The following is a 14,102-nucleotide window of genomic DNA, read 5'->3' as shown; positions in this document are numbered from 1 at the left end:
GCACAAGTTGATGAAAAAGTTGTTCAACAAAGTGCTCGTTTCTGCCGTTGTGCTTGGAGCACTTGTAGGGTGTGCTAGCGAAGAAGACACCATTATCATGGCTCCTGTGCCAATGGTAACCAGTGAATTTACGCCCACAACTCAGTGGAGCACATCGATTGGTGATGGCGTAGGGCATTACTTCTCAAAGTTATCTCCAGAATACGCTTACGACAAAGTATTTATTGCTAGCCGTGATGGTTTGGTGAAAGCCTTGAACCCTAAAACGGGTAAAGAGCTGTGGCAAACCGATCTTGAACAAGATGGCACCATGCGTTTATCCGGCGGCATAGCGGCGGCCTATAGCCAAATTTACATTGGTAGTGAAAACGGTTTAGTCACTGCGCTTAATGAAGCTACGGGTGAGCTTGTATGGCAAGTTAAAGTCGACGGTGAAGTGCTAGCAGCTCCGGCTGCAGATGCGAACATGATCATTGTTAATACCAGTCGTGGCACTTTGGTGAGTTTAGACCAAGCGACGGGTGAGCAAAAATGGACCATCAGTACTGAAGTTCCTAATTTAACGTTGAGAGGCGATAGCAAACCTGTTGCGGTATCGGGCGGTGTTTTTTGGGGAACCTCAGGTGGCCGTCTTGCTGCCGCTATCGTTGAGCGTGGTCAGTTGATTTGGCAACAACCGATTGGCATGCCTAAAGGTGCCACTGAAATTGACCGCCTAGTCGATGTTGATGCCTCACCTATCGTGATTGGCGGCATGCTGTATGCGGTTGGTTTTAATGGCCAGTTGATCGCCATTGATCTGCGTTCGGGCAAACCAGCTTGGAAGCGGAATTACTCTTCAGCAACAGACATGGCTAGCGATGGTGGCCGATTATTTGTGGTGACCGACAAAGATCATGTGGTGGCTGTGGATACAAGAAGCGGTACCGAACTTTGGAGCAACAAACAGCTTGAACACCGTTTGCTAACTGCACCAGCGATTATCAATGGCTACCTTGTGCTAGGTGACAGTGAAGGGTATCTACATTGGATTGATCGCAGCAGTGGTGAATTCGTTGCCCAACAGTTGGTTGATAAGAGCGGTTTTGCTGTGAGTCCTCTCGCTGTCGATGATGGTTATGTCAGCATGACCCGTAATGGCAATGTAAAGAAACTGACGATTAAAAAATAAATCGTGATATAATTCACATTCGGCTCCTGGCTGGTAACAGTTAGGGGCCGTTTTATTGAATAAATAGATGTGGTTATAGGTAAAAATTTAATGCTTGCTAGCAAGTGTTTACCTATAACTACATAAGAGAAAATATTGTAGAGGTTAGTATGGTTCCTGTTGTTGCTCTTGTTGGGCGTCCCAATGTCGGTAAATCTACGTTGTTTAACCGATTAACTCGCACTCGCGATGCGTTGGTGGCGGATTTCCCCGGTTTAACGCGTGACCGTAAATATGGCCAAGCTAAATTGGGTGAGCACGACTTCATTGTTATCGATACCGGCGGTATTGATGGTAGTGAAGAGGGTGTAGAAACGAAAATGGCTCAACAGTCATTGGCCGCGATTGATGAAGCTGATGTTGTGCTATTTATGGTTGATGGCCGCGCTGGTTTAACGGCGGCTGATGAAGTGATCGCCCAACATCTGCGTAAGATTGAAAAGCGCGCTATTTTAGTTGTGAATAAAGTGGATGGCATTGACGCTGATGCTGCAAGTGCTGAGTTTTGGCAATTGGGCGTCGATCAAATGTACCAAATTGCTGCCGCTCATGGCCGTGGTGTTGGGATCCTTATCGACCGAGCTTTGAATCCACTTGCTGAAGAAATGATTGAGCAGGCTGAAGGCGAAATCGAAGATCTAACCGACTTTGAAGATGCCGAAGAAGAAAAGTTAGATTACACCGAAGAAGAAGCCGAAGCTGAATACAAACGTCTGCAAGATCAGCCGATAAAACTGGCGATCATTGGCCGTCCGAATGTCGGTAAATCGACGCTCACTAACCGCATTCTCGGTGAAGAGCGTGTTGTGGTTTACGACATGCCCGGAACGACGCGAGACTCCATCTACATCCCGATGATGCGTGATGAGCGCGAGTATGTATTGATTGATACTGCTGGCGTGCGTCGTCGTACTCGCATTAACGAAACGGTTGAGAAATTCTCTGTCGTCAAAACCTTAAAAGCCGTTGAAGATGCAAACGTTGTTCTGTTAGTCATTGACGCTCGTGAGAATATCTCAGATCAAGATCTTAGCCTGCTAGGTTTTGCACTAAACGCCGGACGTTCGATAGTGCTTGCAGTCAATAAGTGGGATGGGCTCGATAACGACGTCAAAGAACGTGTCAAGAAAGAGCTCGATCGCCGCTTAGGTTTTGTCGATTTTGCTCGTATCCACTTTATCTCTGCACTGCATGGTACAGGTGTTGGTCATCTATTTGAGTCGGTTCAAGAAGCATACAAATCGGCGACAACACGTGTCGGCACATCGGTATTGACTCGCATTCTTAAAATGGCAACCGATGATCACCAACCGCCTATGGTTCGTAGCCGCCGCGTAAAACTTAAATACGCTCACGCAGGTGGTTATAACCCGCCGATTATCGTTGTACACGGTAACTTGGTGAATGAGCTGCCAGATTCTTACAAACGTTATTTGATGAACTATTACCGTAAGTCTTTAGAAATCATGGGTACGCCTATTCGTATCCAGTTCCAAAGCAGTGATAACCCATTTGAAGGAAAAGTGAATAAGCTGACCTTATCTCAAGAGCGTAAACGTAAACGCTTAATGACGATGATGAAAGGACGCAGCAAGTAGCCTTCCTCATAACTGAAATACCCAAGCTTAGACTTGGGTATTTTTTTGCCTAAAATTTATCATTGGCGATAGAGCCTCACTTAACGTGGCGGTCTGGAAATGAAGTGCAGTACCAAAATGATTGAGAGAAAAACAGAGCATGGCAACGTTGCTGCTTTGTATAACTATCAAACAAAATGAGTAGAATATTTCGCCAAAAGATCATTTCCATATATCCTGATTTCTTTGATTTTTTAGTTATTACGTAGAGCTTTATATCGTTATAAATCCATATACAGAATATGTAACTTATGCTTTCGGTGCGTGGTTATATAAATGTTCTTTTGAGAGTAGATCGCTGAACGGAGCAGATAAAGCAAATGATCAGGCTGAGATCTTTTATCGATCATAGCCTAATGTGTATGAGGTGGTTGGTGAGCCTGAAGGTATTATGATAGAGATCAAAGCTGAACTCTCGATAATCCGAGACCATACGTGCCGTTTGATGAAGTGTCGGCTATCACATGCACGAACTATCTACGCAAACGAGCTATCTATTAAAACGAACGATATAAAACATCTACCAAAATCACACTATGTGAAAGATGTTATGTGAAAGACACAAAGAGAGATGGGATCAATATGCAGGAAAATCTTTGCCCTTGTTGCCAAAATCCACTGGCGTGGGATGGGCGTTACCATTGTACTCAGTGCAAACATCACTTTAACAAAATTGGTTTTTGCCCTGAGTGTGATTCTGAGCTGGAGAAATTGCAGGCGTGTGGCGCGGCAAACTTTTTCTGTAACTCATGCAATGAGCTCAAATCAAAATCTAAGATTCGATTTGAGTTTCAAGCACAGGATTAAGTGATTAATTGACGGTAGAGAAAACTTCGCCATCCGCTACTCGCGTGATCAATTGATCGCCGGTTTTTAGATCACGAGCGCGGTGAATCACTTTGCCTGAGCTATCTCGCGTGATCGAATAGCCTCGTTTTAGTGTCGCTAATGGGCTTACTGCGTCAAGCTTCTCTGCGGCTAGCGTTAAACGGTGTGCTGTGCGCAGGAGCTTTTTCTCCATTACGTCCAGCAATCGTTGCTCGCTTTTGGCTAGTCGATGCTGCTGCTTCGCTAAGGTTTGTACGGGAGAATGCAACTGCAGTTGATGGTATTGCTGGCCAATGTGCTCGCGCTGAGTCGAAATATAGCGGTGTATCGCCCGCTGTAGGCGCATTTCTGTGTCATCAAGTTGCTGGCTTTGACGCTGCAAGCGATAAGTGGGGTGCTGTTTCTCTAGCGCGTGAACCAAAGCGCGTAAATGATGCGCTTGTTGACTGGTGTAATAGCGCATCGCACTTTGTAGCTTGTGCTGGTATGAGGCGAAAGCTTGTCGCTTATTACTGTTGTCTCGGCTGACTAATTCTGCAGCAGCGGAGGGGGTTGGGGCACGTACGTCAGCCACAAAATCAGCAATCGTCACATCGATTTCATGCCCGACGGCACTGATAATTGGGATCTGACTAGCGGCAATTGTGCGCGCTACGATCTCGTGGTTAAAACACCATAAGTCTTCTAAAGAACCGCCACCGCGACCCACAATCAATACGTCACACTCTTGCCTCGCATTTGCTCTACCAATTGCTTGAGCAATTTGAATGGCCGCTTGTTCGCCTTGAACCAGTGTAGGATAAATGATGACGGGCAAACTTGGATCGCGCCGCTTGAGCACATCAAGAATATCAAACAGGGCTGCGCCAGTTTTTGAAGTAATAACTCCGACGCATTGAGGATTTTCCGGCAAGGGGCGCTTATTGGATTGTGCAAACAGCCCTTCCGCGGCCAACTGCATCTTCAGCTTTTCAAACTCTTGCTGGAGACGACCATCCCCTTCGGGTTGCATACTCTCGATAATGACTTGGTAGTCACCTCTAGGTTCATAAAGAGAAAGACGCGCTTTAACAAGTACCTGCTGGCCATTTTTAGGTTTGAAGGTCACAAAGCGATTATTGCCTTTGAACATCGCACATTTTACCTGCGCGCGAGAATCTTTGAGTGAGAGATACCAATGGCCAGAAACCGGAGCGGAGAAGTTCGATATTTCACCAACGAGCCACACAATGCCCATTTCATTTTCAAGTAACAGGCGTACTTCAGCATTGAGACGGGAGACAGTGTAGATGTTTTCGTTGGTCAAAGAAGGCAAGGCTAATCCCCTAGACGAGGGTATGGAAATTAGCGGCAATATAATACATATCAAGGGTTGGAATGCAAATTAAAAATGAAAAAATGAGTGGTCAAGCGATTACCTCGGGCGTATAATCCGACCGCAATATCAAATCCAAATCGATTTATCCTGTTCATTGTGTATTAGGGCAAATTGAGACAACTTGGATTTACCTTTTATTCACTCCTCTTAATTGTGAGATATTGCAAATGCTAAGAATTGCCAAAGAAGCGCTGACATTCGATGATGTTCTTCTCGTACCAGCACACTCCACCGTTCTCCCAAACACAGCCGATCTCCATACTCAGTTGACCAAAAATATCGTACTGAATATTCCGATGATCTCAGCTTCTATGGATACAGTGACAGAGGCTCGCCTTGCGATCGCTCTTGCCCAAGAGGGTGGTATTGGTTTTATCCACAAAAATATGCCCATTGAAGAGCAGGCTGAACAAGTCCGTCTTGTCAAAATTTTTGAAGCGGGTGTAGTGACTGCGCCAGTAACAGTTCGCCCTGACGCAACCATTCAAGATGTGATTGCTTTGACAGAGAAACATGGTTTTGCCGGTTTCCCTGTGGTGAGCGATCACAATGAGCTTGTCGGTATCATCACCGGCCGCGATATTCGCTTTGTTACTGATTTAACAAAAAAAGTTGAAGCAGTCATGACACCAAAAGATCGCTTAGCCACAGTTAAAGAGGGCGCATCTCGTCAGGATGTACAAGAGCGCATGCACAAAGCGCGTGTTGAAAAAGTCTTGGTAGTGAATGATGAATTCAAACTGACTGGTATGATCACCGCGAAAGATTTCCATAAAGCAGAACGTAAACCGAATGCTTGTAAAGATGAACAAGGGCGTTTACGTGTTGGTGCGGCTGTTGGTGCCGGTGCTGGCAATGAAGAGCGCGTAAAAGCATTAGTGGAAGCGGGAGTGGATGTTCTACTGATTGACTCTTCCCATGGCCATTCAGAAGGTGTACTTAACCGTATTCGTGAAACGCGCGCCGCTTATCCTGATCTCGATATTATCGGCGGCAATGTTGCAACGGGTGCCGGTGCGAAAGCTCTAATTGACGCGGGCGTAAGCGCGGTCAAAGTCGGTATTGGCCCGGGTTCAATCTGTACAACGCGTATTGTAACGGGTGTTGGTGTTCCTCAAATTACGGCGATTTCTGATGCAGCTGAAGTGGCTGATCAATACGGTATTCCTGTGATTGCTGATGGCGGTATTCGTTTTTCTGGCGATATTTGTAAAGCGATTGCTGCTGGTGCATCTTGCGTGATGGTCGGCTCCATGTTTGCTGGTACTGAAGAAGCTCCGGGTGAAGTTATTTTGTTCCAAGGTCGTTCATATAAAGCTTACCGCGGTATGGGTTCGCTGGGTGCAATGTCTCAAGGCTCTTCTGATCGTTATTTCCAATCTGACAATGCAGCTGACAAGCTTGTACCTGAAGGGATCGAAGGCCGTATCGCTTATCGAGGCCGTCTAAAAGAGATCGTTCATCAACAAATGGGTGGTTTACGCTCAAGCATGGGCTTAACTGGCTCGGCCACTATCGAAGATCTGCGCACTAAAGCCGAGTTTGTTCGTATCTCTGGTGCAGGTATGAAAGAGTCACACGTGCATGATGTTCAAATTACCAAAGAAGCGCCAAACTACCGCTTGGGTTAATGACGAACCACGAATAGCTTGAAGCTTATGGGGAGCGCGATGTTCCCCATCCACTACATTAATGATTGAGATTGACCTTAAATGACTAAAGATATCCATGACCAACGTATTCTGATCTTAGATTTCGGCTCTCAGTACACACAACTGGTTGCCCGCCGTGTTCGCGAAATCGGTGTTTATTGTGAGCTGTGGAGCTGGGATGTTGAAGAAGCAGACATCCGTGAATTCAACCCAGATGGCATTATTCTTTCTGGTGGCCCTGAAAGCGTGACTGAAGCCAACTCTCCGCGTGCGCCACAATATGTGTTTGATTCTGGCGTACCTGTATTTGGTGTTTGTTATGGCATGCAAACCATGGCTGAACAGTTGGGCGGAAAAGTGGCCAGTTCTGAGGAACGTGAATTTGGTTATGCAGCTGTACAGCTAATGGGTGAATCGGCCCTGTTTAGCGACCTTGAGCTAACGCAAGACGTTTGGATGAGCCACGGTGATAAAGTGGTGCAAATTCCGGCTGATTTTGTCAAAACAGCGCAAACGGAAACTTGTCCTTATGCGGCAATGGCGAATGAAGAGAAAAAATATTATGGCGTGCAATTTCACCCAGAAGTCACGCACACCAAAAACGGTCTAAAAATGCTTGAGAATTTCGTTCTCAACGTTTGTGGTTGTGAGCGTCTATGGACGGCTGAGTCTATCATCGAAGATGCGGTTGCTCGTATTAAAGAGCAAGTCGGCGACGATGAGGTGATCCTTGGCCTATCGGGTGGTGTAGATTCGTCAGTTGTGGCGATGCTGGCTCACCGAGCGATTGGCGATAAATTAACTTGCGTATTCGTTGATAACGGCCTATTGCGTCTGAATGAAGCTCAGCAAGTAATGGATATGTTTGGCAACAAATTTGGTTTAAACATCATTCATGTCAATGCAGAAGATCGTTTCCTCAACGCACTGCAAGGTGAGTCTGATCCGGAAGCGAAACGCAAAATCATCGGCCATGTGTTTGTTGATATCTTCGATGAAGAATCAAAGAAATTGAAAAATGCGAAATGGCTTGCGCAAGGCACGATTTACCCAGATGTGATTGAATCGGCCGCCTCTAAAACAGGTAAAGCGCACGTGATTAAATCTCACCATAACGTTGGCGGTTTGCCTGATGATATGGAAATGGGATTGGTTGAACCACTGCGTGAACTTTTCAAAGATGAAGTACGCAAGATTGGCCTAGAGCTTGGTCTGCCTTACAACATGCTTTACCGCCATCCGTTCCCAGGCCCTGGCCTTGGCGTACGCGTGTTGGGCGAAGTGAAGAAAGAGTACTGTGATTTGCTGCGCCGCGCCGATGCTATTTTTATTGAAGAGCTGCATGCCGCTGATCTGTATAACAAAGTGTCACAAGCTTTCACGGTTTTCTTACCTGTTCGTTCGGTAGGCGTTATGGGTGATGGACGTAAATACGATTGGGTTGTATCGCTACGCGCTGTGGAAACCATTGACTTTATGACCGCACATTGGGCGCACCTGCCTTATGAGTTCTTGGGTAAGGTTTCTAACCGTATCATCAATGAAGTGAATGGTATTTCTCGTGTGGTTTACGATATTTCAGGTAAGCCACCAGCCACTATTGAGTGGGAATAATCCTCCAAAAAAGCGTACTCCTTCGGTGAGTGCCCTGTTATGATTACTGCGAAATAGTCGGGGAGCCGATGCAGATTCTGCATCGGCTGAGATCGAAATTCGAGACCCGTCGAACCTGATTCAGTTAATACTGACGTAGGGAACTATGAGCACTTTGTCACGAGCCGAATAACAACGGCTAACCTTTGTAAATTCGATTACCGAACTTTCCAAACCACGGTCAAAGTCAGTTCCTGTATGTCTTGTCATAGGAGCGACCATGGCACAACCAATACAGAAACACACACAAGAAACGACGCTATTAAACATACCTGTTGTACTCACTATCGCAGGGTCTGATAGCGGTGGAGGGGCAGGCATTCAAGCCGACATAAAAGCGATATCGGCAACTGGCAGTTTCGCGTGTTCAGTTATTACCGCCATTACTTCACAAAATACTCAAGGCGTTTCCGCCATTTTCCCGATTCCACTTGATCACATCGAAAACCAGTTAGATGCTGTCTTTAGCGACTTGAAGATCGTGGCCGTTAAAATTGGCATGCTAGCCGATGCCAGTATCATCAAGATCGTTGCCCAAAAAATGCAGCAATACCAACCCAAGAGCCTTGTGATAGATCCCGTGATGGTGGCGACCAGTGGTGATTTATTACTTGAGCAATCGGCAATCAGTACATTAAAAGAAATGTTGATCCCTTTGGCTGACATTATTACCCCCAATTTATTTGAGGGAGCAGTGCTTACTGGCAAGCCGGTTCCTCAATCTGAAGTCGAAATGAGCGGTATGGTGGCTGATTTACGAGCGTTGGGTGCAAAGGCGGTGCTGCTAAAAGGTGGGCATTTAGAACAAGATGCAAACAGCAATGATCTTTTGATCATGCAATCTTCGTCAGAATTACTCAGTGCGAAGCGTTTTCCAACCCAAAATACCCATGGGACGGGTTGCACGCTCTCTTCTGCGATTGCTTCCTATCTTGCTCAAGGTAATAACCTGCACAAATCCGTGTATTTGGCTAAACAGTATATCTCGCAAGCTATTGGCCATGCCGATGAACTGGATGTTGGCCAAAGTCGCGGCCCAGTTCATCACTTTTTTACTGGCCACGCTCATGTGCGCTAAGCCATTGCCGGTGCTATGATGCTTGAGAAATTTGAGGCATTGGTTGTTCACTTAACCTGATGAAAAATAGATTGAACTCTAAAAGTCTCAAGCTTTTTTGAGGCTTTTTCATCTTTATCGACTTGCCTTCAAAGGGCGATGTCGCTGTACGATAATTGGTTTACATCATGATGAAACCACTCGCATTTTGACATTTAATTAATAAGTTTCACTGTCAATAATGGCTCGGCTATCCATACTATTTTCACTGTACCCACTAAGCAAAAAATAAGGGATTGATATGTTGAAAACAAAGCATTTAGCCGTGCTGATTAGCAGTGTCTTAGCCGCAAACAGTTACGCGTTAAATATCTTACCTGACCCTGAAAATTCCGCGGGTTATATTGTCTCTAAAGTAGAGCTACAAGCGGCAGAAAAAGCCAAAACAGCGGATCCCATGTATGCCATCTGGTCGAAAGCACTAGAAACGCGTTCGAATGCGATTGTTGAAGCAATAGTACCGGGGTTAAGTTCTAACCCTGAAAACGTCAAGCGTGTTGAACAAGTCTTTCCACAGTACGAGTGGGGTTTCTTAACTCAAATGGCGGCTCCCGAATACACCTACACACGCTTCTTACGGGCAATTGGCAAATTCCCCGCATTTTGTGGCGAATATACGGATGGCCGAGATTCAGACGCAATTTGTAAAAAATCCATTGTGACGGCTTTTGCCCATTTCTCACAAGAAACAGGTGGTCACATTGCGAAAGACAACGTATCTGATAATCCGAATAGGCTTGAAGAATGGCAGCAAGCATTAGTTCATGTGCGTGAAATGGGTTGGTCTGAAGGGCAAAGTGGCTACACAACCGGTTGTGGCCAAAATGATTGGCAAAATGCTCGTTGGCCGTGCGCCGCCGGGCAGGGTTATTTTGGTCGTGGCGCGAAGCAGCTCTCTTACCATTTCAACTATGGCGCTTTTTCTGAAGTGATGTTTGATGGTGATGCCAAAGTACTGCTCAATAACCCCGGATTAGTAGCGGATTCTTGGTTGAATTTAGCCTCAGCGATTTGGTTTTTCTTAACACCTCAAGCACCGAAACCGGCAATGTTGCACGTAATTGACCGTACATGGACACCTTCGCAACGTGAAAGCGATGCCGGTATTGGCTATGGTTTTGGCACCACAATTAACGTTATCAATGGTGGCATTGAGTGCGGTGAACAGAACAAAGATAAAGGTCAACCGGTTAATCGTATTCGCTACTGGGAAGGGCTAGCCGATCATTATCAAATACCGATTGAGTCTGATGAAAAGAATACCTGTTGGCAGCAAACGCCTTACGGTAGCTTAAATTTGAACGGTGCGACGGATGTGCTGTATACCAACTGGGATGGTAATTGGAAATATTACTCTGATCGTCCAGGTGGCTACTCGTTTGAATGTGAACTGGTTGGTTTCCAAACCGCGTATTCAGCCCTTGTTGCTGGTGATTACGAAAAATGTGTGACTAACTTTTATGGTTCACATTCTAGCTGGCCCCAAGTGCGTGTTGTGGATGCGATTGATCCCGGTACGCCACCAGAGCCACCAGTGGATGGCATCGTCGGCTGGGAAGCGACAAAGGTATATAACACGGGCGATAAGGTGAGCTATAAAGGCGCTACTTATGAAGCTAAGTGGTGGTCACAAGGTAATGAACCCACTCAAGGTGATCCTTGGAAGCTTATTACAGGTGAACCAACCGCGCCCACAACACCTGACCCTGTTGAGCCACCGCCAGTCGTCACCGAGCCTGAACCGCCCGTCACGCCAGAGCCTACGCCACCAAGCAGTGATTTTTCAAGCTGGGTTGCAGGGGTTACTGTTGCAAAAAATGGCGATAAAATTACGCATAATGGAAAGTGTTTTATGGCTAAAAATAACCCCGGAGTATGGGAATCACCCACGCAAAGTAACTGGTTTTGGGATGAAATAAACTGTCAATAGAGAGTAACATTTAGCAAAAGGAGAGCAGCACGATCGAATTCGGTTGCTCTGCTCTCTTTTTGAACAATCAAGTGGTTAAATTTACAATCTTAGTTTTCGTTAACGTTCTTTCCATTTTGTGTGCTACTCCACTAAAATCCGCGCGTAATTTTTATCAACATTTTTTAAGGTACTCGCGAATGTCTACTAAATTGGCCAATCCAGCGCCGCTAGGCCTAATGGGTTTTGGCATGACGACTATCCTGCTTAATATCCATAACGCAGGCTTTTTCCCTATCGACTCTATGATTTTGGCGATGGGTATTTTCTACGGTGGTTTAAGTCAAGTCATCGTGGGTATCATGTGTTTCAAACGTGGTGACACTTTTGGTACCACAGCGTTTACCTCTTACGGCCTATTTTGGCTCACATTGGTTGGCCTGATTGTCATGCCATACATGGGACTACCAGCAAGCCCTGCTCACTTTATGGGTTGGTACTTAGCGTTGTGGGGCATTTTCACTGGTTTCATGTTTATCGGTTCATTGTGCTACCCACGTGCTAAACAAGTGGTATTCGGCTCACTGACCATTCTATTTGCTTTACTAGCTGCGCGTGATTTCACTGGTAGCGAGCTTATCGGCACGATTGCTGGCTTTGAAGGCATCTTCTGTGGCGCAAGTGCGATTTATTTTGCAATGGCTCAAGTTCTGAATAATGAATATGGCCGTGTTATTTTACCGATTGGTGAAAAGAAAGCGCAAAATGCTGTTGTCGAAAAGTTGACGACACAAGAAATCGCAGCCTAATACGGGTTGATGAAAAAGAAAAAGGGTTAGCGTTTGCTAACCCTTTTTACGTTTACCTTGAATGCTTTTTGCTGATGAGCTTAGCTAATCCGTTAGGATGATGGTTGTTCAACACCCACAGAGCTTTCTTCTACGGTTGGTTCTTGTCCCGTTTTGCGTTTATATTTTCCTTCCCAATATGTCGCATTCTTAATGCCGAGTTTTACTGGGTTGAAAAGATACTCATCGACACCTTGTTTTTGTTGCTCTTCATAATCTTTGAGTGCTGCAATAGCTGGTTTAGCCATAAAGAAGATGATCAAAATCCCGACTATGTTTAGCCACGCCATCAAACCCACGCCCACATCACCCATTGCCCAAGCAAGGTTCGCGGTTCTCACTGTGCCGTAGAATACCGTTGCGATGATCACTACTTTAAGAAGGAACATCAGGCCATCGACTTTAAAGGTGCGGCGAATGTAAGCAATATTCGTTTCAGCAATATAGTAGTATGCCAAAATCGTGGTAAAGGCGAAGAAGAACAGAGCAAACGCAACAAAAGGTTTACCCACGCCCGGTAGTGCGCTCTCAATCGCCATTTGGGTAAATACTGGGCCATTGGCACTAATATCCGCCGCGATGTTCTGTACTAAAAATGCACCTTCTGCGCCGCCGTGTACGTTATAAGCACCAGTGATCAGAATCATGAACGCGGTTGCGGAACAGACCAGCAAAGTATCAATGTAGATAGAAAATGCTTGCACTAAACCTTGCTGCGCTGGGTGATCAACACTCGCGGCAGCCGCAGCGTGCGGTCCAGTACCTTGGCCTGCTTCGTTTGAGTAAACACCTCGTTTTACCCCCCAACCAATCGCAGCACCAATACCTGCCATTGGTGTGAACGCATCACCAATGATCATGGCAAAAATACGTGGTACTTCACTGATGTTAAGCAGGATGATAACAAACGCAGTAATGACATAGGCCAAAGCCATAAATGGCACCACGACCTGTGTGAAGTTAGCGATACGCTTAACACCACCAAAGATGATGAAAGCTAAAATAATTGACACTACGGTACCAGTAAAAATCTTAGCAAAAGTGAAGCTACCGATAGTGGTTTCAATGATTGGGCCAGCCCCAAAAGCTGCTTCTACGGCATTACCAATGCTGTTGGATTGCACGCCAGGTAAAAGCACACCACAAGCAAAGATGGTGGAAATGGCGAAGATCCATGCATACCATTTTTGTCCCATCGCTTTTTCGATGTAATAAGCGGGGCCACCACGGAATTCACCTTCATCTTCTTCTTTATAAATCTGTGCCAGAGTTGACTCAGCATAAGCAGTCGCGGCACCAAAAAAGGCCACTACCCACATCCAGAAAATAGCACCAGGGCCACCAAAACCAATTGCTGCGGCTACGCCTGCAATATTACCCGTACCGACGCGTCCCGAAAGTGAAACGGCCAAAGCTTGGAAAGAGGATATCCCTTTGGTTGAGCTTTTTCCGGAAAGAAGAAGTCGCCACATTTCAAAAAAGTGACGGACCTGAACGAATCGGGTCACAATTGAGTAGAATAAACCCGCACCAAGGCATAAATAAATTAGCGCCGGGCTCCAGATTATTCCATTCAGAAAATCAACAAATGACTGCATATGCATTTCCCTGTTTTAGTAGTTTTGGTGAGTGTTGTGTTTGCTTTGTGGGCAACATATTAATCTTTTTGTAACTTAGATGTTAATTTATTTGTCTGTGAATAATCGTTAGCGTGATGAGGAACACAAAATGCTAATGAAATGTTAAATAATAGGTGGGTTAATTAGAATTGGCTAAAATTTCAGCGCATATGGGTTGGTCACCCGAAAGGTTGGAAATTAAATCCTCTCGGATGAATCATTATGCATAATAACTTTCCACTAAGGTTTAG

At 45.6% G+C, this 14,102-nt stretch carries 10 protein-coding genes and 1 riboswitch; of the genes, 8 read left to right on the top strand and 2 right to left on the bottom strand.

Annotation, left to right across the window (positions count from 1 at the left end; genetic code table 11):
• Positions 1-10 precede the first annotated feature (10 nt).
• The 3 genes from bamB to AACQ42_RS15020 all read left to right on the top strand — a co-directional run bounded on the left by bamB (position 11) and on the right by AACQ42_RS15020 (position 3,654).
• On the top strand, positions 11-1,171 hold the full coding sequence (gene bamB / locus AACQ42_RS15030) for an outer membrane protein assembly factor BamB (protein ID WP_094166401.1): 1,161 nt from the start codon (positions 11-13) through the stop codon (positions 1,169-1,171).
• A gap of 149 nt (positions 1,172-1,320) precedes the next feature.
• Positions 1,321-2,808, top strand: a complete 1,488-nt coding sequence (gene der, locus AACQ42_RS15025) for a ribosome biogenesis GTPase Der (protein WP_029388206.1) — start codon at positions 1,321-1,323, stop codon at positions 2,806-2,808.
• A 621-nt stretch (positions 2,809-3,429) separates the two neighbouring features.
• Entirely contained in the window at positions 3,430-3,654 is a 225-nt protein-coding gene (locus AACQ42_RS15020) for a zinc ribbon domain-containing protein (RefSeq protein WP_202599510.1), read from the top strand.
• Between the two features lie 4 nt (positions 3,655-3,658).
• Here AACQ42_RS15020 and xseA read toward each other — a convergent pair whose 3' ends face one another.
• The gene (gene xseA, locus AACQ42_RS15015; protein WP_088720949.1) at positions 3,659-4,990 is read right to left on the bottom strand and encodes an exodeoxyribonuclease VII large subunit; all 1,332 of its coding nucleotides are present in this window, start codon (positions 4,988-4,990) and stop codon (positions 3,659-3,661) included.
• Positions 4,991-5,220: 230 nt separating this feature from the next.
• Between xseA and guaB the strand changes: the two genes are divergently transcribed.
• The 5 genes from guaB (at position 5,221) to AACQ42_RS14990 (ending at position 12,193) form a co-directional block, all read left to right on the top strand.
• Positions 5,221-6,684 carry an IMP dehydrogenase gene (gene guaB, locus AACQ42_RS15010; RefSeq protein WP_094166400.1) on the top strand — a complete coding sequence of 488 codons (1,464 nt, stop codon included), beginning with the start codon at positions 5,221-5,223 and terminating at the stop codon, positions 6,682-6,684.
• Positions 6,685-6,765: 81 nt separating this feature from the next.
• Positions 6,766-8,319, top strand: coding sequence for a glutamine-hydrolyzing GMP synthase (gene guaA / locus AACQ42_RS15005; RefSeq protein ID WP_017044245.1), 1,554 nt, complete (start codon positions 6,766-6,768; stop codon positions 8,317-8,319).
• Positions 8,320-8,367: 48 nt separating this feature from the next.
• Positions 8,368-8,478: riboswitch (TPP riboswitch) on the top strand.
• Positions 8,479-8,578: 100 nt separating this feature from the next.
• Positions 8,579-9,436, top strand: a complete 858-nt coding sequence (gene thiD / locus AACQ42_RS15000; RefSeq protein ID WP_094166399.1) for a bifunctional hydroxymethylpyrimidine kinase/phosphomethylpyrimidine kinase — start codon at positions 8,579-8,581, stop codon at positions 9,434-9,436.
• Between the two features lie 280 nt (positions 9,437-9,716).
• Entirely contained in the window at positions 9,717-11,405 is a 1,689-nt protein-coding gene (locus AACQ42_RS14995; RefSeq protein ID WP_094166398.1) for a chitinase, read from the top strand.
• A gap of 179 nt (positions 11,406-11,584) precedes the next feature.
• Positions 11,585-12,193: an acetate uptake transporter gene (locus tag AACQ42_RS14990; protein ID WP_010320388.1), complete on the top strand. Its 609-nt coding sequence runs from the start codon at positions 11,585-11,587 to the stop codon at positions 12,191-12,193.
• Between the two features lie 92 nt (positions 12,194-12,285).
• Here the strand turns inward: AACQ42_RS14990 and AACQ42_RS14985 are convergent, their stop codons facing one another.
• Positions 12,286-13,830: an alanine/glycine:cation symporter family protein gene (locus AACQ42_RS14985; RefSeq protein ID WP_017043180.1), complete on the bottom strand. Its 1,545-nt coding sequence runs from the start codon at positions 13,828-13,830 to the stop codon at positions 12,286-12,288.
• Between the last annotated feature and the right edge of the window lie 272 nt (positions 13,831-14,102).

This window comes from Vibrio sp. V12_P9A6T4, from assembly GCF_963874835.1.
In the GTDB taxonomy this organism is placed as follows: domain Bacteria; phylum Pseudomonadota; class Gammaproteobacteria; order Enterobacterales; family Vibrionaceae; genus Vibrio; species Vibrio anguillarum.
Note: the sequence above shows the minus strand (reverse complement) of the source record. Positions and strands in the feature narration are given on the sequence as shown.

Bases quoted from the DNA above. Each gene is read 5' to 3' on its own strand.
- AACQ42_RS15020 (WP_202599510.1), top strand. From the start codon at position 3,430: ATGCAGGAAAATCTTTGCCCTTGTTGCCAAAATCCACTGGCGTGGGAT.
- bamB (WP_094166401.1), top strand. From the start codon at position 11: ATGAAAAAGTTGTTCAACAAAGTGCTCGTTTCTGCCGTTGTGCTTGGA.
- AACQ42_RS14990 (WP_010320388.1), top strand. From the start codon at position 11,585: ATGTCTACTAAATTGGCCAATCCAGCGCCGCTAGGCCTAATGGGTTTT.
- thiD (WP_094166399.1), top strand. From the start codon at position 8,579: ATGGCACAACCAATACAGAAACACACACAAGAAACGACGCTATTAAAC.
- der (WP_029388206.1), top strand. From the start codon at position 1,321: ATGGTTCCTGTTGTTGCTCTTGTTGGGCGTCCCAATGTCGGTAAATCT.
- AACQ42_RS14985 (WP_017043180.1), bottom strand. From the start codon at position 13,830: ATGCAGTCATTTGTTGATTTTCTGAATGGAATAATCTGGAGCCCGGCG.
- guaB (WP_094166400.1), top strand. From the start codon at position 5,221: ATGCTAAGAATTGCCAAAGAAGCGCTGACATTCGATGATGTTCTTCTC.
- guaA (WP_017044245.1), top strand. From the start codon at position 6,766: ATGACTAAAGATATCCATGACCAACGTATTCTGATCTTAGATTTCGGC.
- AACQ42_RS14995 (WP_094166398.1), top strand. From the start codon at position 9,717: ATGTTGAAAACAAAGCATTTAGCCGTGCTGATTAGCAGTGTCTTAGCC.